General features: G+C 39.8%; 20 protein-coding genes. 16 read left to right on the top strand and 4 right to left on the bottom strand.

Annotated elements, in window-relative coordinates; translation table 11 throughout:
• Positions 1-7: 7 nt before the first annotated feature.
• The 5 genes from ACTQ45_RS09845 to ACTQ45_RS09825 all read left to right on the top strand — a co-directional run bounded on the left by ACTQ45_RS09845 (position 8) and on the right by ACTQ45_RS09825 (position 4518).
• Positions 8-469, top strand: a complete 462-nt coding sequence (locus tag ACTQ45_RS09845; RefSeq protein ID WP_441763572.1) for a DUF3284 domain-containing protein — start codon at positions 8-10, stop codon at positions 467-469.
• Positions 447-1868, top strand: a complete 1422-nt coding sequence (locus ACTQ45_RS09840) for a glycoside hydrolase family 1 protein (RefSeq protein WP_441763571.1) — start codon at positions 447-449, stop codon at positions 1866-1868. The genes ACTQ45_RS09845 and ACTQ45_RS09840 overlap by 23 nt, the downstream gene beginning before the upstream one ends.
• 17 nt (positions 1869-1885) lie before the next feature.
• Positions 1886-3283: a PTS sugar transporter subunit IIC gene (locus tag ACTQ45_RS09835; protein WP_441763570.1), complete on the top strand. Its 1398-nt coding sequence runs from the start codon at positions 1886-1888 to the stop codon at positions 3281-3283.
• Between the two features lie 9 nt (positions 3284-3292).
• Positions 3293-3448, top strand: a complete 156-nt coding sequence (locus ACTQ45_RS09830; RefSeq protein ID WP_441763569.1) for a hypothetical protein — start codon at positions 3293-3295, stop codon at positions 3446-3448.
• Between the two features lie 587 nt (positions 3449-4035).
• Positions 4036-4518 (top strand): macro domain-containing protein, encoded by a 483-nt coding sequence (locus ACTQ45_RS09825; protein ID WP_441763568.1) that lies wholly within the window; start codon positions 4036-4038, stop codon positions 4516-4518.
• Between the two features lie 82 nt (positions 4519-4600).
• Here ACTQ45_RS09825 and ACTQ45_RS09820 read toward each other — a convergent pair whose 3' ends face one another.
• Positions 4601-5065: a VOC family protein gene (locus ACTQ45_RS09820; protein ID WP_441763567.1), complete on the bottom strand. Its 465-nt coding sequence runs from the start codon at positions 5063-5065 to the stop codon at positions 4601-4603.
• Between the two features lie 233 nt (positions 5066-5298).
• Between ACTQ45_RS09820 and ACTQ45_RS09815 the strand changes: the two genes are divergently transcribed.
• The 5 genes from ACTQ45_RS09815 to ACTQ45_RS09795 all read left to right on the top strand — a co-directional run bounded on the left by ACTQ45_RS09815 (position 5299) and on the right by ACTQ45_RS09795 (position 10917).
• Positions 5299-8112 carry a TOTE conflict system archaeo-eukaryotic primase domain-containing protein gene (locus tag ACTQ45_RS09815; RefSeq protein WP_441763566.1) on the top strand — a complete coding sequence of 938 codons (2814 nt, stop codon included), beginning with the start codon at positions 5299-5301 and terminating at the stop codon, positions 8110-8112.
• A gap of 92 nt (positions 8113-8204) precedes the next feature.
• Positions 8205-8531, top strand: a complete 327-nt coding sequence (locus ACTQ45_RS09810; RefSeq protein WP_441763565.1) for a DUF2568 domain-containing protein — start codon at positions 8205-8207, stop codon at positions 8529-8531.
• Between the two features lie 28 nt (positions 8532-8559).
• Positions 8560-9168 (top strand): ribonuclease H1 domain-containing protein, encoded by a 609-nt coding sequence (locus ACTQ45_RS09805; protein ID WP_441752384.1) that lies wholly within the window; start codon positions 8560-8562, stop codon positions 9166-9168.
• Positions 9169-9242: 74 nt separating this feature from the next.
• Positions 9243-10070 carry an exodeoxyribonuclease III gene (locus ACTQ45_RS09800; RefSeq protein ID WP_441752383.1) on the top strand — a complete coding sequence of 276 codons (828 nt, stop codon included), beginning with the start codon at positions 9243-9245 and terminating at the stop codon, positions 10068-10070.
• A gap of 64 nt (positions 10071-10134) precedes the next feature.
• On the top strand, positions 10135-10917 hold the full coding sequence (locus ACTQ45_RS09795) for a M15 family metallopeptidase (RefSeq protein WP_441763564.1): 783 nt from the start codon (positions 10135-10137) through the stop codon (positions 10915-10917).
• Between the two features lie 150 nt (positions 10918-11067).
• On the opposite strand, the gene ACTQ45_RS09790 is transcribed toward ACTQ45_RS09795, so the two are convergent.
• The gene (locus tag ACTQ45_RS09790) at positions 11068-12024 is read right to left on the bottom strand and encodes a glutathione S-transferase family protein (RefSeq protein ID WP_441752381.1); all 957 of its coding nucleotides are present in this window, start codon (positions 12022-12024) and stop codon (positions 11068-11070) included.
• A gap of 308 nt (positions 12025-12332) precedes the next feature.
• On the opposite strand from ACTQ45_RS09790, the gene ACTQ45_RS09785 reads away from it, so the two are divergent.
• Entirely contained in the window at positions 12333-13652 is a 1320-nt protein-coding gene (locus ACTQ45_RS09785; RefSeq protein WP_441763563.1) for a ferredoxin reductase family protein, read from the top strand.
• Between the two features lie 426 nt (positions 13653-14078).
• Here ACTQ45_RS09785 and ACTQ45_RS09780 read toward each other — a convergent pair whose 3' ends face one another.
• Positions 14079-14234, bottom strand: a complete 156-nt coding sequence (locus ACTQ45_RS09780) for a hypothetical protein (protein WP_441752379.1) — start codon at positions 14232-14234, stop codon at positions 14079-14081.
• 123 nt (positions 14235-14357) lie between these two features.
• The gene (locus tag ACTQ45_RS09775; RefSeq protein ID WP_441763562.1) at positions 14358-14942 is read right to left on the bottom strand and encodes a helix-turn-helix domain-containing protein; all 585 of its coding nucleotides are present in this window, start codon (positions 14940-14942) and stop codon (positions 14358-14360) included.
• Positions 14943-15529: 587 nt separating this feature from the next.
• Between ACTQ45_RS09775 and ACTQ45_RS09770 the strand changes: the two genes are divergently transcribed.
• The 5 genes from ACTQ45_RS09770 to ACTQ45_RS09750 are packed head-to-tail and all read left to right on the top strand — an operon-like array spanning position 15530 to position 20902.
• A complete protein-coding gene (locus ACTQ45_RS09770) occupies positions 15530-16123 on the top strand; it encodes a CDP-archaeol synthase (RefSeq protein ID WP_441752377.1) in 594 nt (197 codons plus the stop codon).
• 14 nt (positions 16124-16137) lie between these two features.
• Positions 16138-18531, top strand: a complete 2394-nt coding sequence (locus ACTQ45_RS09765; protein ID WP_441763561.1) for a PEP/pyruvate-binding domain-containing protein — start codon at positions 16138-16140, stop codon at positions 18529-18531.
• Positions 18528-19151: a CDP-alcohol phosphatidyltransferase family protein gene (locus ACTQ45_RS09760; protein ID WP_441752375.1), complete on the top strand. Its 624-nt coding sequence runs from the start codon at positions 18528-18530 to the stop codon at positions 19149-19151. Before ACTQ45_RS09765 ends, ACTQ45_RS09760 begins: the two co-directional genes overlap by 4 nt.
• On the top strand, positions 19144-20013 hold the full coding sequence (locus tag ACTQ45_RS09755) for a phosphatidylserine decarboxylase (protein WP_441752374.1): 870 nt from the start codon (positions 19144-19146) through the stop codon (positions 20011-20013). The genes ACTQ45_RS09760 and ACTQ45_RS09755 overlap by 8 nt, the downstream gene beginning before the upstream one ends.
• Positions 20003-20902 carry a prenyltransferase gene (locus tag ACTQ45_RS09750; protein ID WP_441752373.1) on the top strand — a complete coding sequence of 300 codons (900 nt, stop codon included), beginning with the start codon at positions 20003-20005 and terminating at the stop codon, positions 20900-20902. Before ACTQ45_RS09755 ends, ACTQ45_RS09750 begins: the two co-directional genes overlap by 11 nt.
• Positions 20903-20904: the final 2 nt, after the last annotated feature.

The following is a 20904-nucleotide window of genomic DNA, read 5'->3' as shown; positions in this document are numbered from 1 at the left end:
AAAGATTATGGAAGTATCAAAGGTATATCAAGCCAACGCAGAATCCTTGTTTGACTTCTTAAAGGAGTCCTTTAAGAACGATTATGAAAGAAACACTAACAAATTATTGAAAAGTGGTGACTTGAAGCCTGGGTTAAAGTTTACGAAAACCTTCGGAGCGAAAAATCAAAACAGTGTCTTGGTAGAGGTTGAGAAAATGACTTTTCCAAGTCACTACAAGATTATTCTTAAATCTTCTAGAGGAACCAATTTGATTGAGTATTTAATTGAGCCACAAACAGCAGGTGAAATTGAAGTCACTTATCGTGAAGAATATCTTAACACAGGAGTCTTTACTAAAATGAACAATTTCCTTTTAGCGCCTCTATTCCGTAAAAAGTTAGAAGCACGCATGCTGGCTCAATTAGATCAATTAATTCATTATTCAAACAAAGAAAGGACAGACTATGTCAGAGAGAATATTTCCTAATAACTTCTTATGGGGGTCAGCATCTGCTGCTTACCAAGTAGAAGGAGCCTGGGACAAAGATGGTAAAGGCGAATCAATCTGGGATAACTATGTGCGTATTCCAGGAACAACGTTTAAAGATACAAACGGTAATCTAGCGGTTGATCATTATAACCGTTATAAAGAAGATGTTCAGTTGATGGCTGAACAAGGCTTGAAAGCTTACCGCTTTTCAATTGCATGGACGCGAATCTTACCTCAAGGACGAGGTGAAGTAAATAAAGCGGGCATTGAATTTTATTCAAACTTAATTGATGAATTAATCGCTCACAATATTGAACCTGTTGTGACAATTTATCACTGGGACTTACCACAAGTTTTACAAGATGACTATGCTGGTTGGGAATCACGCGATATTATCGATGATTTCGTAAACTATGCGGCCGTTTTATTCGAAGCCTTTGGCGATCGTGTGAACTATTGGGTCACGTTAAACGAACAAAACATCTTTATGACCTTAGGCTATGTTCAAGCGGTTCACCCACCAAAGGTAAACAATTATCAACGGATGTATAACGCCAACCATAACGCTAACTTAGCCAATGCGTTAACAATTAAAAAGTTTAGAGCCATGGGAATGACAGGGGAAATTGGGCCAAGTTTTGCTTATAACCCAGCGTATCCTTATGACTCAAAACCAGAAAACGTTTTGGCAGCTGAAAATTATGAAGCTTTCAATAGTAGTTTCTGGATGGATATTTACATTAATGGTAAATACCCGACAACAGTTCTGAAAGGGCTTAAAAAGTTAGATGTTACGATTGATATTCGTCCAGAAGATTATGAAATTCTTGCGAACAGTCGACCAGACTTCTTAGGTATCAACTATTACCAAACAAATACAGTCGCTTACAATCCTGAAGACGGTGTGTCAATTGGAAAAATGAATACAACCGGTGAGAAAGGTTCTTCAGAAGAATCTGGCGTTCCTGGTTTCTTTAAACGCGTTCAAAACCCATTTGTTAGTCGCACGAACTGGGATTGGGAAATTGACCCACAAGGTTTGAAATTAGGTATTAAACGTATCACTAATCGCTATGACATCCCAGTGATGATTACAGAAAATGGCTTAGGCGAATACGATAAAATGACTGAGGCTCATCAGATACACGATGATTACCGTATTGATTATTTAAGTAGCCACGTGGATGCAATTGGCGAAGCCATTGCTGAAGGCTCTGAAGTCATCGGATATTGTACTTGGTCATTTACTGACCTTTTATCATGGTTAAACGGTTATCAAAAACGTTATGGCTTCATCTACGTAGACCGAGAAGAAGACGATGCAACGGCTAAGTTAACCCGCTACAAAAAAGATAGTTATTATTGGTATAAAAATTTAATTGAGCAACATAATTAATAAGGAGGGTTTTATCAATGGCTTTTAAAGATAGCTTTATTGAAAAATTTATGGAAGTTTCTGGACGAATTGGCTCACAACGTCACTTAGTGGCAATTCGTGACTCATTCATCGCTGCAATGCCGATTACAATGGCTGGTTCAATCGCTGTATTACTCAACGTATTCTTACGTGACTTACCTGTTAACCTTGGCTGGCATGGTTTTGCTAATGCAATGGCTCCACTCGTTGAAATTAACGGTTACGTATACGGTGGTACAATTGCGGTAATGGCAATGTTCTTTGCTTTCTCACTAGGTAGCAACTTAGCAGAAAGCTACGGCGTTAACTCATTAGCTGGGGGATTAATCTCTTTTGGTAGTTTTATCGCTGTCATTCCTCAATCATTAAACTTTTCGACAGAATTAACAGGGATTGACAACAATACCTTAACAGCTTTAACTGATTTCGGGTTAAATGTGACTCAATCGGCTGATGCAGCTTCATTAACAACAAGCGGTTCAGGCGTATTAGGTTTATCTTATCTTGGCGCAACTGGTCTATTTAGTGCTCTTATTATCGGTATGATTTCGACGATGATCTATTCATTCTTAATGCGTAAAAACCTTACAATCAAGATGCCAGATACTGTTCCACCAGCTGTAACTAAAGCTTTCGCTGCGATCATCCCGGGTACAATTGCTATTTACACCTCAGCATTCATCGGCTACATCGCATTTACTTTAACAGGTTTACCATTAACAGATTTAATTTCACAATACATCCAACAACCATTAATGGGCTTATCACAAGGGTTAGGAAGTGTGATTTTCTTATCATTCCTAATTCAATTGTTCTGGTTCTTCGGTTTACATGGTCATAACGTATTAGCACCAATTATGGACGGTGTTTACGGAGCGGCCTTAAACGAAAATACTGCAGTATACGAAGCGACAAGAGATATCGCACAATTACCTTGGGACTGGACTCGTGGTTCGTTCGATGCTTACGCTCAAATGGGTGGTTCGGGTGTGACCCTTGCTTTAATCGTTGCAATTTTCTGGGTATCTAAACGTGAAGATCACCGTACAATCGCAAAATTATCTGCACCAATGGGTATTTTCAACATTAACGAACCAATTATCTTTGGTATGCCAATTGTATTAAATCCACAATTTGCTATTCCATGGTTAGTTACACCACCAATTCTAGCAACAATTGCTTACTTAGCAACTAGCTGGGGCTTAGTTCCACCAGTATTCTTAGCAGTTCCATGGATTACACCTCCAGGACTATACGCTTACTTAGCAACAGGTGGTAGCTTCGCAGCTGCATTCTTATCACTATTTAACTTAGTGGTTGCCTTCTTCATCTACTTACCATTCGTTCTCGTGGCTAACCGCGTCAACATTGGTGAAGATGAAGCAAACTATTAGAGTGATTCGATGAAGAGTCGATGGCAATTACTATTAATCGCAATTGGTCTGGTCATCATCACGCTTAGTCCGACTCAGTCGAACGTGTACTTTTCTTTAATCAGTGGCGGTCTCTTTGTCGCCCTCGGTCTATATTTATTAAAGAAGCATCACAAAAAAAGATAAACATAATTACAGAGACGCCTCAAACTCCTAGTCATATACTAGGAAGTTTGAGGTGTTTTTTTCTGTTTTAAAATACAAGTGCAGCGATTAGTTGAGTCCTTGATTAAAGTGAAGAGGCTTAGAAATTAAAGATGCGTTTGAATCGCTAGTTTAATTGGGCACTTGTTAGTTTTTCAGATGGATTCTTTTAATTCATTTTACTGAAAAAGGATGGGATATTCTGGCAGAATAATGCCTTTAGTCTGAGTGAAATTGGTTTTTTGCCCCTATGACTTGAGTGGAACACTGAGACTGGTTTCACCATACTTCCACGTTACTTAACGATTCCACTTAAGCTTTACCTGTTTAGGTTATCAAGAATCTCAAGAAATATCGCCGCGGTAGCCAAAGCTGACACATCTTTTATCTTTTAAACGTATTAACAAAGGCGCAGCACTACCAAATTTACCAAGTCACCCTCAAATAATCACGTCATATCCACACTGATCATTTCAATAGAGGCAAAAATCTTGGTATACTAAAGTAGAAGAATCATGCCAACTCTCATCACAAAATACATCCAAAAGCTTACGAAAGGAGACCAAACGATGACCTTAACAATCATTGAACAAGATATCACGACACTCGAAGTGGCTGCCATTGTTAATGCCGCCAACCAAGCACTCCAAATGGGTGGAGGCGTATGTGGCGCAATTTTCCACGCAGCCGGCAGTCAAAACATGCAAGCAGCTTGTGACGCCATCGGACCCATCAAAACAGGAGAGGCCGTCTTAACGCCCGGCTTTCAATTAAAGGCAGCTCATGTGATTCACACGGTCGGACCTATTTACAGCCAGTACTCAAAAGAAGAGAGCCAGCGACTGCTAAGAGCCGCCTATCATTCGGCCCTAAAACTAGCGCACCAACATGATTTGAAAAGCGTCGCCTTTCCACTGATTTCAAGTGGGATTTACGGCTACCCGCCTCAAGCCGCCTACGATGTTGCGTGTGATGAAATCAATAGATTTCTCAATAAACATTCGCTAGACGTTTACTTGGTCCTATTCAATGCGAAAGGGATTACTCGCTAAACCACACAAGTACACCCAAACCAAAAAAATACGCCACCAAAGTACAAAACAATGAGAGGCGTATTTGGTCTGGGATCATACTTTATTTAGCATCTTCTAATTCAGCAATGCTAATCTTTTTCATCTGCATTAACGCTTGAATTTGAGCATCCGTTTGTTGAAGTTTCCCAATATTCTCAGGCACAATTTGCCAAGATAAACCAAAACGATCCTTCACCCAACCACATGCCTCGGCAGCCGGAACATGGGAAAGCCTCGCCCAATAATAATCGATTTCATCCTGGTCTTTACACTCAATCGTAAAAGAAATAGCCTCAGAAAACTTGAAGACAGGTCCACCATCAAGCCCAATAAACTTCTGACCATCCAGTAAAAACTCGGCCGTAATCACTTTTCCAGCCATACCGACGAAATGTTCACTCAATTCTTCCTTAGGATAGTACTGCATGAAAAGAACTTGCGAATTTGGAAAAACAGAGACATAGTAATTGACGGCTTCTTCACAATTATTATCGCCAAACCACAGCGACGGCACGATATTATTCATCTGGAAACCACCTTTCTTCTAGTTGAAATCAGTTTATCACAGACAACACGCTGGGCATAATAGGACTAACCATCTTATCGAAAAAATAAAAAACGACGAGCGTCAAGCAAAGTTTGTCATTCACTCTACGCTAAAGTCAAAGCTAAACCAAGAACTTACAGTCGCTTATTGTTATAATAAAACTAATGTTTTAATGGCTTTTCTTTAACAAAGTATGATGGGGGTGGCTAAGCTTGAAAACATATTTAACGACTATCGGAAAAAAAGTAACCATACTAGAAAAATTGATTGAATGGGAGAGTCAAGCAGTTTTCTACAAGATAAAGTGGGACGATGGCATAATGAATATCATTCATGAAAAAGAGTTTAAGCAACTAATTATTGATGAAGGAATGATGGTTTCTGAGAAACAACTAACAAATGAAGATAAATTTAAACTGTATTATCAATATTTTCGCGGACGTCAGGAGGTTTATGCAGTTAAGTGGGAAAGTTTAAAAGGTAAAACCGGATTTAGTCCGCATGCACAAGGAGAATGGGTACAGGAAAAAGTTGGTAAACAACTAAAGAATAAATTTCAAGTGCATTCATATTATCCCTACACCTTAGAAACGGTTGAAAATCATATTAGGGGAACATTGAAAGATTTTAGATTAGGAACAGGAATCTATCCAATGTTAACAGATGATACAACATACCTGGTAGTTATAGACTTTGATGATGAAAAGGCAATTGAGACTGTTAAGCCTATGATTCATGTCTGTAAAAAGTATAAAATTGTACCATTGATTGAGTTGTCTCAATCTGGTAAAGGGATCCATTTGTGGTTCTTTTTTGAGGAGAATATTTCAGCTAGAGTAGCCCGTCGCTTTGCTAATTTGATACTTAGACATGCGATGTCAGAAAATAGTGAAATAGATTTTTCTAGTTTTGATCGTATCATTCCGATGCAAGATACTTTGCCTACAAAAGGTTTTGGTAACATAATTGCTTTGCCTTTAAAAACGCAAAAAGTGTTAGAGGGTAAGAATATTTTTTTAGATAGCGACTTAAAATCAGTGTCAAATATGTGGACAGAGCTCGCGCAAACACCACAGTATACTCAACAAGATATTTCAGAATTTATCGATGTACTTGAAAATGATTTACCAATTCAATTATTTAACCAAAATATAGAACAAATCGACCTTTCCACTGTTCTAGATATACGCTTGAAAGTCTTAAGTAGAGGAGAATTAATGATTGATAAGAAAAAGCTGATAAGAAAACACCTTATTCAGTTATCTCACTTAGCAACTTTCAGAAACCCAGAATTCTATAAAAGACAACAGATGCGTATGGCGACTTGGGATATACCGCAATATATAACTGGAGCAAGTGAAGATGAAAATTATTTATATTTGCCTCGAGGTTTAAAAGATAGATTAAGCGAGTATGTTGAAGAACTTATTTTTCATGAAGAACACAGTGAAGGAAGACCAATTGATGTAATTTTTAAAGGCGAACTAAGGACAGAGCAGAATGAAGCCTATCAAGCCATGGAGAAGCACTCTGTTGGCATGATCAGTGCAAGGACCGGTTTTGGTAAGACTGTCTTAGCTGCCAGCGTCATCGCTCAAAAGAAAGTTAGTTGCTTAATTATCGTTCATAATCAAGTGTTAGCAGATCAATGGGAGCAACGTCTAAATGATTTTTTAACGATTAACACTCAGGCTGTTGTTGAATATACAAAAACAGGTAGGCTCCGCAAGAAACCTTCAATTGGGCGATTAGGTGGCGGCAAGAAAATATTAACTGAAGTAATTGATGTAGCACTATTTCAAAGTCTGTCTAATCGAGACGATTTGCGTGAATTGTTTTCTAAGTATGGCATGGTTATCGTTGATGAGGCTCATCATATTGCAGCGCAGAGTTTTGAAGATGTTATTAAGTTTGCGAATACAACTTATTTATATGGTTTAACCGCAACACCAGAAAGAAAAGATGGCTTAACACCTTTATTATTTATGCGCTTAGGAGACATTATTTTTGAGAATCATAAGGAGTCTGAAGATTCGTTACTAGTCCCCCAATATTTCTATCCGAGATTTACAAACTATGGAGATTTTCATTCTGACACTGTGTTTCATGAACACATTCAACATTTGCTGAACCTTCCTGAACGTAATCTTCTAATCATAAAAGATATTGTGGAAAATATTCGAGAGAATCGGACTTGCCTAGTGTTAACAGAGCGAATCGAACATATTGATCGATTGTATGAAATGTTAGAAGATGAGCTAACAGACATTCAAATATTCAAGCTAAAGAGTCAGCAGAGTAAAAAAGAAAATAAACAAATTATTGATGAAATGAATCAAACCAGGAAAGCATTCGTCGTTATTGCTACGGGAAAATTTGTGGGGGAAGGATTTGACTTAAATCAGTTAGAATCAATCTTCTTTTGCTTACCATTTTCTTGGAAAGGAAGTACAAAACAATATTTAGGACGTCTACAAAGAAATGTAGAAAATAAAAGTGAGTTGCGAATTTACGACTATATTGATGCTAGTGTGAATATGTTTACGAAGATGTATTATAAGCGTCAGAAAGAATACGTTAAACTAGGGTATCAATTAGCAGAAGATGAACAGACCCGAAGTATTCAAACTCAACTTTATAACGGTAGGAATTATTTGAATACGCTTATAAGTGATAGCCAAAAAGCGAACAAAATATTTGTTGCGATGATATACCTTAATCAAGAGCTAGTAAAACAGTTAGAAAGTTTGAGGTTAGACGGGAAAGACATCACTCTAGTATGTAAACATCCAATTAAAGAGAATGGATTAGTTAATGAGAAAGCTCAAAACTATATAGAACAACTTAATCATTTGGGTATTAAATGTATCCTTGTACAAGCCACGCCACAACCATTTGTTGTGATAGATGAAGGACTAATTTGGTATGGTGATTTACATTTCTTTACTATCAATGATGCAAACAAAACAAGCATACGGATTGTAAATAGTGAACTTGCTAATAAATTGCTTAAACAATATATCTAGGAAAGAAGCTTTGTTGTATTTTTACTGCATGTTATAATAAGAGGTAGCTTAAAGTAAATGAGAAGATAAACGTCTAGAAAAGGGAGCTAACCATGAAAACAAGCAAAGTAATCAATGTTTACTTTATTGCCTTTGGACTTGAATTAGTCGCATTAATCTATGTCAGCTATATTGCTTGGCAAAGCATCGGACCATTAGCTGGCATTCATTTATTACTATTGTCTTTTCTTTGGGGAAGATATTTTTCCCCGAAAGCTTCAAATAGGTTAGCACCACGCTGGCTGTTCTGGGCTAAGTTGCTTATTCTGTCCGCACCAGCTTATGGCTTTGTGGAACAAGCAGATTACCTAATGGCTATGGCTTACTTCACGTTAGTCTTAAGCCACCTTTTACTGTCAGCTTTTCAAGAAACACTATAATAAAAATGATTAGGGAGTTTTTTTCAATATGGCAAAGTTTTATGCAATTAGAGTAGGGCGCAAACCAGGCATCTACACAACCTGGACAGAAGCGCAAAAACAAGTATTAAAATTTGCGGGAGCACAATATAAGTCTTTCCCAACGAAGGAGGAAGCCCAAGCTTACATCAGCGGTGGCAACCAAATAAAACTAAGTGACGGTCATCCCAAAGATGTCCTACTAGCGTATGTGGATGGATCTTTCAATAAAGTCATGCGCCAATATGGTTCAGGCATTGTCTTCTTAAAGAATGAAGATGTCTTAGCGAAATTGTCAATTCCAGGCAACGACCCTTTATATGTCGATAGTTACCAAATTGCAGGTGAAGTGATTGCAACCGTAGAAGCAGTTAAGTGGGCGAAGGCACAGGGCGAAACGCGCGTGGTCATTTATTATGATTATCAAGGCATCGAATCTTGGGCAACCGGTGATTGGAAAGCAGCCAAGCCCGTCTCGCAAAATTATAAGAAAGCCTTCGATGAAGTGGCGGTTGGCATGCAAGTAGACTTTGTCAAAGTAAAAAGTCATACGGGTGTTGAATTTAACGAAATCGCCGATGAGCTGGCTAAACACGCTGCTTATCAACGACTAGACTAATCCCCAGAACTAAACCAAGGGTTCCAAACCATCCCAACTAAATCAACAGTAACTAATAGAATAGGAGAATTATTTTGAAACTTATTTCATGGAATATTGATTCATTAAATGCAGCCTTAACGAGCGATTCAGCACGTGCTTTATTATCGCGTGCGACACTAGAAAACATTGTGGCACAAGCACCAGATGTGATTGCGATTCAAGAAACGAAATTATCAAGCAAAGGCCCAACGAAAAAGCATACAGAACTATTGATGAACTACCTACCCGACTATGAAGTGGTATGGAACAGCTCAATCGAACCAGCTCGTAAAGGGTATGCCGGCACGATGTTCTTATATAAAAAAGAACTTAATCCTTTAGTTACTTTCCCAACGATTGATGCGCCAAGTACAATGGATTCAGAAGGCCGCATTATTACACTCGAATTTGGCGATTTCTATATTACACAAGTTTACACACCTAACGCAGGTAGCGAACTGTCGCGTTTAGAAGAACGCCAACAATGGGACGTGCAATACGCCCAGTACCTCGAAAGCTTAGACACTAGAAAAGCTGTCATCGCATGTGGTGACTACAACGTCGCTCATAAAGAAATCGACTTGAAAAACCCGAAAGCCAATAAACGTTCAGCCGGCTTTACTGACGAAGAACGTGCTGGCTTTACAAACCTTTTAGCCAAAGGCTTCACTGACACTTTTCGACATGTCCACGGCGACATCGAAGGCGTTTATTCTTGGTGGAACCAACGTGCTAAAACGAGTAAAATCAATAACTCTGGCTGGAGAATTGACTACTGGTTAGTCAGTGACCGCCTAGTAGATAAAGTAGTTGAATCAAACATGATTGATTCGGGTACACGCCAAGATCATACGCCATTATTATTAGAAATCAACATCTAAACCAATGAACACAAGAGTCGCGACCAGAAAACGTCACAAGAAATCAACTAAATGGGGTATACACATGAGACACTTAAAGAAGAAAAATTTAGTACTCTCTTTGCTAAGCATCCTTCTAACACTAATGATGATGGCGCCACAATCAGCGGCAGCCCTGACCTTACTAGAAGCAGAAGACATCGAACCGCTATATAGCGATTTAACAACCGAAGAATTAATCAAAGCCTTACCAGAATCAGCCTCGCTGGACGATCCCAATCTTATGCTAATCAACCGCGAAAACCGCATCGAAGCCGACTTACACATGGAATTTGCGGCAACAGCTAGCGGGCACTATTATGATGCGGCGATCCGAGACGACTTCAACGCTTTGATCACAGCAGCCGAAGAAGTAGGTTACCACTACCAAACCATCTCGGCCTACCGGACCATGGCCTACCAAGCCGCCAACTTCGACGGACGCTACTACGGCTACATTAACGAAGGTTACAGCGAAGCAGACGCCTTCTACATGACAGATATGTTCGTCGCACCCTCAGACGCTACCGAACACTCGACAGGCTTGGCCTTCGACTTACTCGGCTACGACTACAACGAATACGGCCGTGACCTACACCAAGTCTATGGGCAATACGGATCAGCCATCTGGCTCGCCGAAAACAGCCAAGACTACGGCTTTGTCTTAAGATACATGCAAGGCAAAACACATATCACAGGCTACGAATACGAACCTTGGCACTTCCGCTTTGTCGGCGTCGAACACGCCCAATTTATGCACGAATACGGCCTATCCCTAGAAGAATATTTGAGCTTGATTAATCTGAGAGAAGAACAAGCTGACAGATAACCAACGGGGAAAATAAGCCAAATCAAAAGATAGCTAACAATGAAAGTCAACAGGGTAACTCTAGATGGTGAAAGCATGCTTCCTGATTAATGAACAAAATCCCGGCAAACATCCTGTGAGGTGTTTGCCGGGATTTTATTCATTAAATAATTATAAACTTAAATCCAGAACAGGTCCCTTAGGAACTACGCCCGTTGGATTAATTGTTTTATGGCTGCGGTAATAATGTTCCTTAATGTGACGGAAATCAACCGTTTCAGCTACACCTGGCCAGTTGTACAATTCTTTTGTATAACGCCAAATGTTTGGATACTCATAAACATGCTTCAGATTACATTTGAAATGCCCATAATAAACCGGGTCAAAACGAATTAAAGTCGTGAATAATCTCCAGTCAGCTTCGGTAATTTTATCGCCCACTAAGTAAGCTTGTTTACCGAGTAAAGCTTCTACTTCGTCTAAAGCTTCAAATAACTTATCCACCTCTTCTTCATAAACTTCTTGAGAGGTCGCAAAACCAGCTTTATAGACGCCATTATTAATCTTATGATAAACTAACTCATTAATTTCATCAATATCAGCCATCAAGCTATCAGGTGAATAGTCGCCTTCTTTAGCACCCACATCATTAAAAGCTGAATTTAACATACGTAAAATTTCTGACGATTCATTATTAACGATTTTATCTTGTTTCAAATCATATAGAACAGGTACCGTCACACGGCCACTGTAAGTTGGCTCTACATGCGTATAAATTTGATGCATATAGTCAGCGTTTAAAACAGGATCCGCAATCACACCTTCATCTTCGTCAAAGGTCCAACCATGTTCAACCATCAAAGGGTTCACAACAGAAATGGAAATCATATCTTCTAACCCTTTAATGCTTCGCATAATCAATGTACGGCAGGCCCAAGGACACGCTAGAGAAACATAAAGGTGATAGCGATTCGGTTCTGCTTTAAAACCAGCTTCTCCAGTCGGTCCCGCACTTCCATCCTTTGTAATCCAATTGCGAAACTGTGAATCTTTTCTGATAAAATGTCCGCCAGTACTTTTCGTATCATACCATTCGTCTTTCCACTTACCATCAACTAAAAGTCCCATTTAAAACTTCCTTTCTCTTCATCTTCATTATCTCGATTTCATACTATTAGTATAACATGAATCTCTCAATAAAACGAATAGTCCCAAATGCGTTTGACTTTAAATTTAAGTCGATTATTGTTAAAATTTAACTAAATTGACCAATAAATAAAACGATTGAAATTTAAAGTAACGTTTAAAGGACAAGCTTTGTGAGGAGGTTTTTATTTAGTTATAAACAATATTATATAATTGTGAGAAGAGAATGCTTTTAAACTAGGCTTTTGAGACCGTTAAAAATCAGAAAATACAAGAAAGAGGAGATGCGTATGAAAGAGTTAAAAAATTGGTTGTTTCCAGGTATTGCCTTGGTGGTATTTGGCTCATTACTAGCTGCTTTGTTACTCGAAATGGAATCTGTTTCTTTGGAAATGATGATGGGAGTCTTGGCATATTCACTCGCCATGACAGTCATGTTTATCTCGATTCGGCCTAAACTAGTCGAGCCATCACATGGCTTACCAAGTTTGTATGCGGTTCATGGTGCCTTAGCCATTGTACTCACACTGTCGGCTATTATACATCAGTTAATGTATTTCGACGATTTTCAAGGTTTAGCCGAATTTAGTTTAACCTCCTGGGCTGGCTTCTTCGGCGTACTTGGTTTTACAGTTGCCACTTTAACAGGCATGTTCGGTTTATCCAGTACTTTCATAAGCAAATCACGTCGTTTATTACGCTTGAAAAACCAAGTGTTTAACCGAGAAATCAATCTCTGGTTGCACCGATTAGCCGTCATCGGCTCCTTAGGCGCTTACTTGCATCTCTTGTCATTTGGCTTCTTAAGAAGCAACACACTATTTATTAGCTTGGCCAGCCTTTACGCTTTAATTGGCATTGGAGGTTACTTTGTTTATAAATTATCACTATTAAAATTACCTCGATATGAAATCACCGCAATCAAGCGTCCAACACCGACTCTATTTTCCCTTGAATTTACGCCAAAGAATGGTCAACTGATGACCTATGAACCTGGCCAATATGTTTTTGTAAGATTGAAAAACTCAAGTCTCCCCGCAGAAAGTCATCCATTCTCAATCTCGAGTGCACCGAACGATGGGGCAAACAAACTAGAAGTCATGATTAAAAAATCGGGTGATTTTACGAATCGGCTCGACGAATTGAGAGTAGGGGACGTTGCTACTCTTGAAGGCCCTTATGGTCATTTTCTTGATAAAGACACTAAACACTCTCAAGTGGCGATGGTCTTACTCGCTGGAGGAATTGGTGCCACACCGATACTGAGTATTTTAAGGCAACAGATGAAAGAAGCAAGCAATCGTCCCATTGATTTAGTCTGGGCGCTAGCCTATAAAGAAGATTTAATGTTACTGGATGAACTAGAAGCAATGAAAGTTAAAAATCCAAACTTCAATTATCACTTTATTTTTAGTGACGAAGAAGTCGCTGGTTATCCCTTTGGCTTCGTAACCGGTGAATACTTAGCCACGATTGGTTTAGAGGAAGCCTATAGCCAGTCTCGTTTCTTCATCTGTGGGCCTCCACCTATGATGAATGCAGTCAAAGGTGTTTTAGCTAAAAATGGCGTAGTGGACGAAAGAATCTATATAGAAGAGTTTGGCTTTTAATACCATCAGTCAACGACTTCGGTCGTTGACTTTTCTTTGAAAAAAATAGTTAAAAAACACTCTCTACGGTAAACTTCTACGCTAAACGATAAATGAGGAAATATTTTTGGTTGTGCACTAGACTCTGTTGCCGCAGAACTAGTGCTTTTTTTTGGGATCGTAACGGCTGCGTTCTTTTAATACTTTATACACGAATCTTAGTAGCTTATGGCCACAGGCTAGAGTCGTTTTCATCTTGAATTCTTTAGTTGATAATCGAAAATATAATTGATTAAAGGCAGGCGCCTTCGATCGACAGACCATCACCGTCACTTCTTGCTGAGCTCGTCTTCAGATTGTTATTTCCTCTTGTCGTGTGAGAGATTTTTTACTAGGTGGTGTGTGGCTTTCTAACAGAATTTGTCACCAAGCTTCCCCATTAAAACGTTAGCCATCCCACTCATCTTCTTGAATCGGGACAAACAATTGATAGGTCTGGTCAAGTTTTTCCACCGAATCAAAAGACTGAATCATCTGAATGTCATGTTGAGCACCATCAGTTGGAATGATGTGCAAGAATTGGGCGAAATCTGAACTGACCACATCACGAGCTCCTATAAGACTCCCTGAATAATTAAATTGGATCCCTAATAATTCCGGTACATCCACCACAAATAAGCCGGGTAAATCCAGCGTGACTTCCTCCTCAAGGCCAATAAGCGCAGTTTATACAGTTTGATCTGGCAAGCCATCCGAGTACAGTATATAGCCAGAACTATCAGGCGCCCAACCTAAAGCGTCAAGCAACTGTGAAAACTGTCCATTAAGTAAAAGCATATCATCCGGCCGCGATATATCGACGCTAGCAACCAAACCCGACACTTGAAAGGCCGCTCTTTGAAGCAACTTAAAATCCGTAACGCCTGCATCGCTCAACGACTTGAAGAAATGACCCGCAACAGACGGAACACCAACTGTACTTAATAAGTGAGGTGATTTACGTAAGCTGGAAGGTGTGATGGAATATTGACGTTTGAAGGCCCGAGAAAATGCGGCCGGTGTTGAAAATTCTAGATGAGCTCCAATCTCTTTCAAAGTATAATCAGTCGATTGGATTAAGTAGATGGCGGCATTGAGCTTGCGCTCAAGAGTGTATTGCTTCAAAGAAAGGCCCATAACTGCTGAAAATAAACGTTGCAAATAGGGCTTAGGAACATTAAAACGTTTGGCGAGACGCTCGTGCGTTAAAACCGACTCTAGATGATTTTCAATATAATCTAAGACATCTTCAATAAACGCTGATAGATCCATTCGACACACCCCTTATATTCTTATTAAGTTTAGTATATGTAAAGCCGAAGTAATCAGCAAACATTAGGTTACTAAGAGTGGAAGACAAGCTTCAAAACTTAAAGAACTGCATTGTTTATATGGAGCAATTATCTCTGATACTTATAGTTCGATACACATTACTCTAAATGAAATTCCGAAACAAGATTAAGAATCATTATTGGATGCTTGCTATCAATAGGGCTTTGAAATGAAGGGTAGAATAATTTAGTATGGCAATTAATTTATCGAAACGTTCATTTTTTATCTGTCAAAAGTAGTTAAGCAAAGATTGCCAAAACGATTAGATTAAAGCATTCAAAGCCACTATAAAATCAGTAGGTAGGTTGTGACTGATACCAAATATTTCCAGCATAAGCCCATAAAGCGTTTCAAGCTAGGCTTATTAGGCTATATGATATAATATTAGTACACAAAAGGCTGCCAAATTTCAGTTCGATAAAGGATCAATCAGGCAAAGTCTAAAAACTATCCACAAGAAAATAAACTAAACAATATCTTCCTAACTTAACCCAACCTAACCAAATTAGAAAGAAAGGAGCCTCCTAATGCAAACAATTCTTACAATGTATATCACCCTAATGAGCGTCATTCTAGCCGGCGTCACCAACATGATATTCTGCAAATACCCCGTTTTAGAAAGTTTCAACCGCCCGATGGACGCAGGTCGCCACTGGGCCAAAGACCAAAAACGCCTACTAGGTGCTAACAAAACCTGGAAAGGCTTCTTTGGTATGATCGCTTTCGGCACACTTTTTCAAATATTATGGGGGCTACTCTCAACCATTAGTCCCGTACTAGAAAACCACAATTACATCTACCAAAACCAGCCGAACACCATCGCCCTAAACACGGTAGTCGGGTTCAGTCTAGGCTTAGCCTACGTCTTATTCGAACTACCCAATAGTTTTATCAAAAGACGCCTCGACATCAAACCAGGCAAACAAGCCAACAACCAATTACGCTGGCTCTTTATCATCATTGACCAAATCGACTCACTACTCGGCTGCACACTCGTACTCGCAGCCCTTATCCCAATGACGCTCGGCCGCTACACCGCCTTTGTGCTACTTGGCGGCATCAGCCACCTAGCCATCAACCAAATACTCTACAAACTCAACTTACGCAGAAACCCTTACTAAAACGAGGTGACACCATGACAAATCAAACACTAAAAAACGCCACCATCACACCCGAAAACGGCGGAAAAATCAACGGCCTGATCCAGCTTAAACAACTCAAATTACCAGTACCTAACGGCCTAATCATCACAAATACCAAAGACCACACCGCTTTAACAATAGAACTATCACAATTCTTGAAAGAAGGGACGACCTACATTGTCCGCAGTAGCGGACAAAAAGAAGATGGCGTGAAAGCTTCTTATGCTGGCCAGTACACAAGCGTCAGAGACTGTCAGACTTTAGAAGAAGTGTGGCAAGGGATAAAAGCGTGCCTAGCTTCCCAAAGCAAAGACGAGGTCAAAGCTTATGGCCAAGAACTCGGTTTAGCCCAAGACAGCTCGCAATTAGCCATACTGGTGCAAGAACAAATTGAGGCCGATATCAGCGGCATCGCTTTTTCGATGAACCCTTTAAACAATCATGATCAAGAAATACTTGTAGAGACGATCGAAGGTGCCGGGGATGCCTTGGCAGATGGTCGCGTTGAACCTCAACGCCAAATCTTGTCCTGGCATAGTCCTCAAACTGATCCAAAGTTGGAAGCATTGCGCCAAAGTATTCTAAAAGCTGTCAGCCATTTTGGCTATCCATTAGATATCGAATTCTGTTTCTCAAATGAGCAATTATACTTAGTTCAAGCAAGACCCATTACCCGTCTAGCAGCAAAAGTAAGTATGGGCTCATGGACCACGGCCAATTTCCGCGACGGCGGCGTGGCGGCTCAAGCCTGCCCAGCTCTTATGTGGAGCCTTTACCGTGAGGCTTGGCAAGACTCACTGGAATCATTCATGTTAGACCATGGCTTATTAGCGGATCAAGAAGTCTACCGTTTAGCCTTGATGAAATACGCTAGACCTTACTGGAATGTTGGCTTAGTCAAAACCGCCATGTCAAGAATACCAGGTTACACCGAGCGCGAATTCGATGACGAATTGGGTATCCACAAAGTTTATTCAGGCGATGGAGTTAAGAGTCAACTGACACCGAAAACCTTGCTTCAATTAGCAAAAGTCGCTCAAAAACTTTCGAGCACAACCCGCCAACATCAAAGTCAAGCCAAAGAAATAAATGTTGATCTATTGGCGCGCTATGAAAACTTTGAAAAACAGATTGCTCAATTAGCTTCAAGTAAACACTCCTTAACTAGTATTGAAAACTTATGGCGCGAGATTATTTATGACGGTCACTTAGCGAGCGAAACTGTCTATTTCAAACAAGTCTTTATTAATACGGTTCAATTATCGATGAAGAAGACGGCCATTTTAAAGCACATTTCGCTTGAAGCCTTTTTCCAGCTGATTTCTAAATTAGGCACGGTTTCACACTTACGTCCAACGACAGACCTGCAGCTAATCAGCGACCTGATTCAACAAGATGCGACCTTAAAGGCCTATTGGCAAAAAACAAGCACAGAGCAACTAACAATGGAAGTGAACCAAGCCTTTACGCAGGCTACCAATCAGCGAGGTGATCTCAGTCGATTAGTCGATTGGTTTCACGCTTATGGTTATCATTCTGAAAGAGAGCTCAACTTATTATGGCCAAATTTTATAGAAGAACCCGCCATTATCATTGAGAAAATCAAAGCGTTATTAAAAGGCAAACGCCCAAATCAGGCTCTAAATCAGGTGTTAAGTTCAAAAGAAATGGACCAAATCCTTCAAGCCGAAGCCATCAATCCGCACCGTGCTAAAAAGATTAAAGAAAGTATCCTTTCTCTAAGAGAATTATTATGGTGGCGTGAAGAATTTAAAGATATTTCGACGCGTTATTATCACTTAGTGCGCCAAATCAGTTTAATGCTCGGGCAGCAATACACTCAAAAGCAGATACTCAAACAGCCTGATGATTTATTTTACCTAGAAAAAGAAAGTATCCTTCTATGGATAAATAAGGAACTGTCAATGTCTCAGCTCCAAAAAAAAGCCGAATACAACCGTCGCTACTGTGAGGCTTATCGACATTATCAACCAGCCGGTGATTTACAAGCTGGTTATGAGCTAGGTCAGTCGCAACAGTCGACGGGGGGACTCCAAGGTATTGGAGCCAACGATGGCGTCGTGACAGGGCGAGTAAGAGTTTTAACCGATGTGAGTCAAATCAGTCATTTACAAGCAGATGAGATTTTAGTGACACCATTTACTGATACTGGTTGGAGTCACCGCTTTGGTTCCTTAAAAGGCTTGATAACAGAAACGGGTGGCGTCCTAAGTCATGCGACGATTGTTGCACGTGAGTTTGGCTTGCCAGCAATTATTGGCGCTAAACATGCAACTAAAAGCTTGCGTACCGGCATGTTGATTCAAATGAATGGGTCAAGTGGCGCGATTCATATTCTAGAAGATTTGATAGAAGAAAGTAGGTGAGAGCTTTGCTCATAGGAGAATACGGAAAGTTTGTTTATGTGACGTATTTAGGTTTATTCTTTGCGATCATTGCCATTTATTGTTTCCTTCAAGGACAATTTGCTTGGGGCATGATGGGCTTTATTGTGAGCGGGATTTGCGATTTGTTTGATGGACGCGTGGCAAATTCATTTAAACGAAGTTCTTATCAAAAAAGATATGGTATCGAAATTGATAGCTTGTGTGACATGATAAATTTTGCAGCTGTACCAGCCGTGTTGATATTTACTCAATTAGCTCACACACTGTGGGGGCTTCCACTGGTGATGATTTATGTCTTAGCGGCTGTGACGCGCCTTGCGACCTTTAATGCGCAAGCAAAAACACAAGCAAAGGATGTATCCTATTTCATCGGGGTGCCGGTGACTTATAGTGCGTTAGTATTTCCAGTCACTTTTATTGTGGCTGAGACTGTGTCGCCAGGCCATTATTCCTTAGTATTACCAGTGCTGACTTTAATTTTAGCTTATTCATTTGTGATGAACCGCCCAGTGCCTAAACCCAAAGGAAAGGCCTATGTATTCTTTTGTCTCTTGGCCGTGATTAGTCTGGTGGCGCTGTGGAGGTTAGCAAATGGCTAAAGTTTACGACCGTCAATCTAAACAAGTGGTTGAACATATCGAATATCAAGAAGTTTGGTTGAAGCGGCTTTATGAAAGTAAATGGGTCCGACCTTTACAAGTCCTAGTAACCCAAGCGTGGTTTTCTAAATTGTTGACTTGGCGCGATTATACGCCATGGTCAAAATCAAAAATAGCCGATTTTATCGAACAGTATTCACTGAATTTAGCGGATTATGAAACTAGCGACTATGCAACTTTTGCCGCTTTTTTTACCCGTCATTTGAAGTCAGGTAAGCGACCAATTAGCCCTGAGGGTAACGTGATAGCGGTGGCTGATGCGAAACTTTCAGTGTATACAATTTCACAGGAGTCCATCTTGTCAATCAAAGGTCAGGATTACAAGCTGTTTGATTTGCTTGGAAATCACGATTTCAGTAAGCTATTTATAGGAGGAACCGCGTGTGTTTACCGCTTAGCAGTCGAGGATTATCACCGCTATGTGGCCTGTGAAACGGGTAAAGTGCTTCACCAAGAAAAAATCAAAGGGAAGTTACATACGGTTCGTGAGATTGCATTGAAACGCGTACCGGTTTATAAAGAGAATCAACGGGAGTATTGCCTGATTGACCATCGCCAAGTTGGGCCAGTTTTACAGATGGAAGTCGGCGCTTTAACTGTTGGCAGCATTCATAATTTTAGCGGTCAATTTTTATATCGAGGCGTCGAGAAGGGCTATTTCAGTTTAGGTGGTTCAACGATTCTGGTGATTTATCCAGCAAACACACTAGTGATTGATGAGGATATTATGGAACAATCGCGACTGGGCATTGAGAGCCAGGTACGATTAGGAGAGAGAGTAGGGAGTCATCATGTTAAGTAGATTAGGAATTTATTTTAAGGAAATGTACCCTTTAGGGCAGCGGTTCGGTTTAGCTATTATTTATTTTCTGGAGATTTACTTTGTACTATTATTGAATGTCGGGATTGCGAATTTTAATTTAGGCATCCAGGAATTTGTCGGTGTTTATACGATCTTTTCTTTCTTAATGATTTTGAGAATTGCGGATGACTTTAAAGATTATGAATTGGATCGCCGTTTATTTGCAGAGAGAACTTTACCATCGGGTCGAGTATATAAGCGAGATTTAGCTTGGGCTTTGGCCTTTATTGTAGTGAGTTCAACAGCTTTGAATTTTATTTATATGAATAACTTTTATTGGTTTTTATTCTTATATATATATGGCACCTTGATGGCGCTATGGTTTTTTCAGAAAAGTAAGATTCAAAACTCATTGCCACTGGCTTTAGTGACGCACAATCCGGTCATGATGGTATTGAATGTTTATATTATTACCTTTGTTTGCTTTAAATATGGCTTGCCTCTACTGTCTTGGCCGACCTTTTTACTGGCCTTTACAATGTATTTTCCAAGTTTAATTTGGGAAATTAGCCGTAAGATTAGAGCGCCTAAAGATGAAACAGAGTATGTAACTTATTCGAAATTGTTTGGTTATGACCGGGCGACGAAGTTCGTTAGAAATCTAACCTTGCTGGATATTGTCACTAATGTGTTGTTGTTATGGAATGTTTCGAAAGTTGGGGTGGTCATTTTGCTGGCCAATGTCATTTGGGTAACGGTCCAATTTCAACAATATATTGCAGAGCCAACGCGCTTTGACTTGAAAGTACGAGTGGAGCGTTATACTTATATTACTGAAGCAACGATGGTTCTTGCTGTCGTTTGGCATCTGATTTTATTGAGGGTGTAATC

The organism is Fundicoccus sp. Sow4_D5, assembly GCF_052116365.1.
Taxonomy (GTDB): Bacteria; Bacillota; Bacilli; order Lactobacillales; family Aerococcaceae; genus Fundicoccus.
The sequence above is the reverse complement of the archived record's forward strand: the minus strand, read 5'-3'. Positions and strand labels throughout refer to the sequence as shown.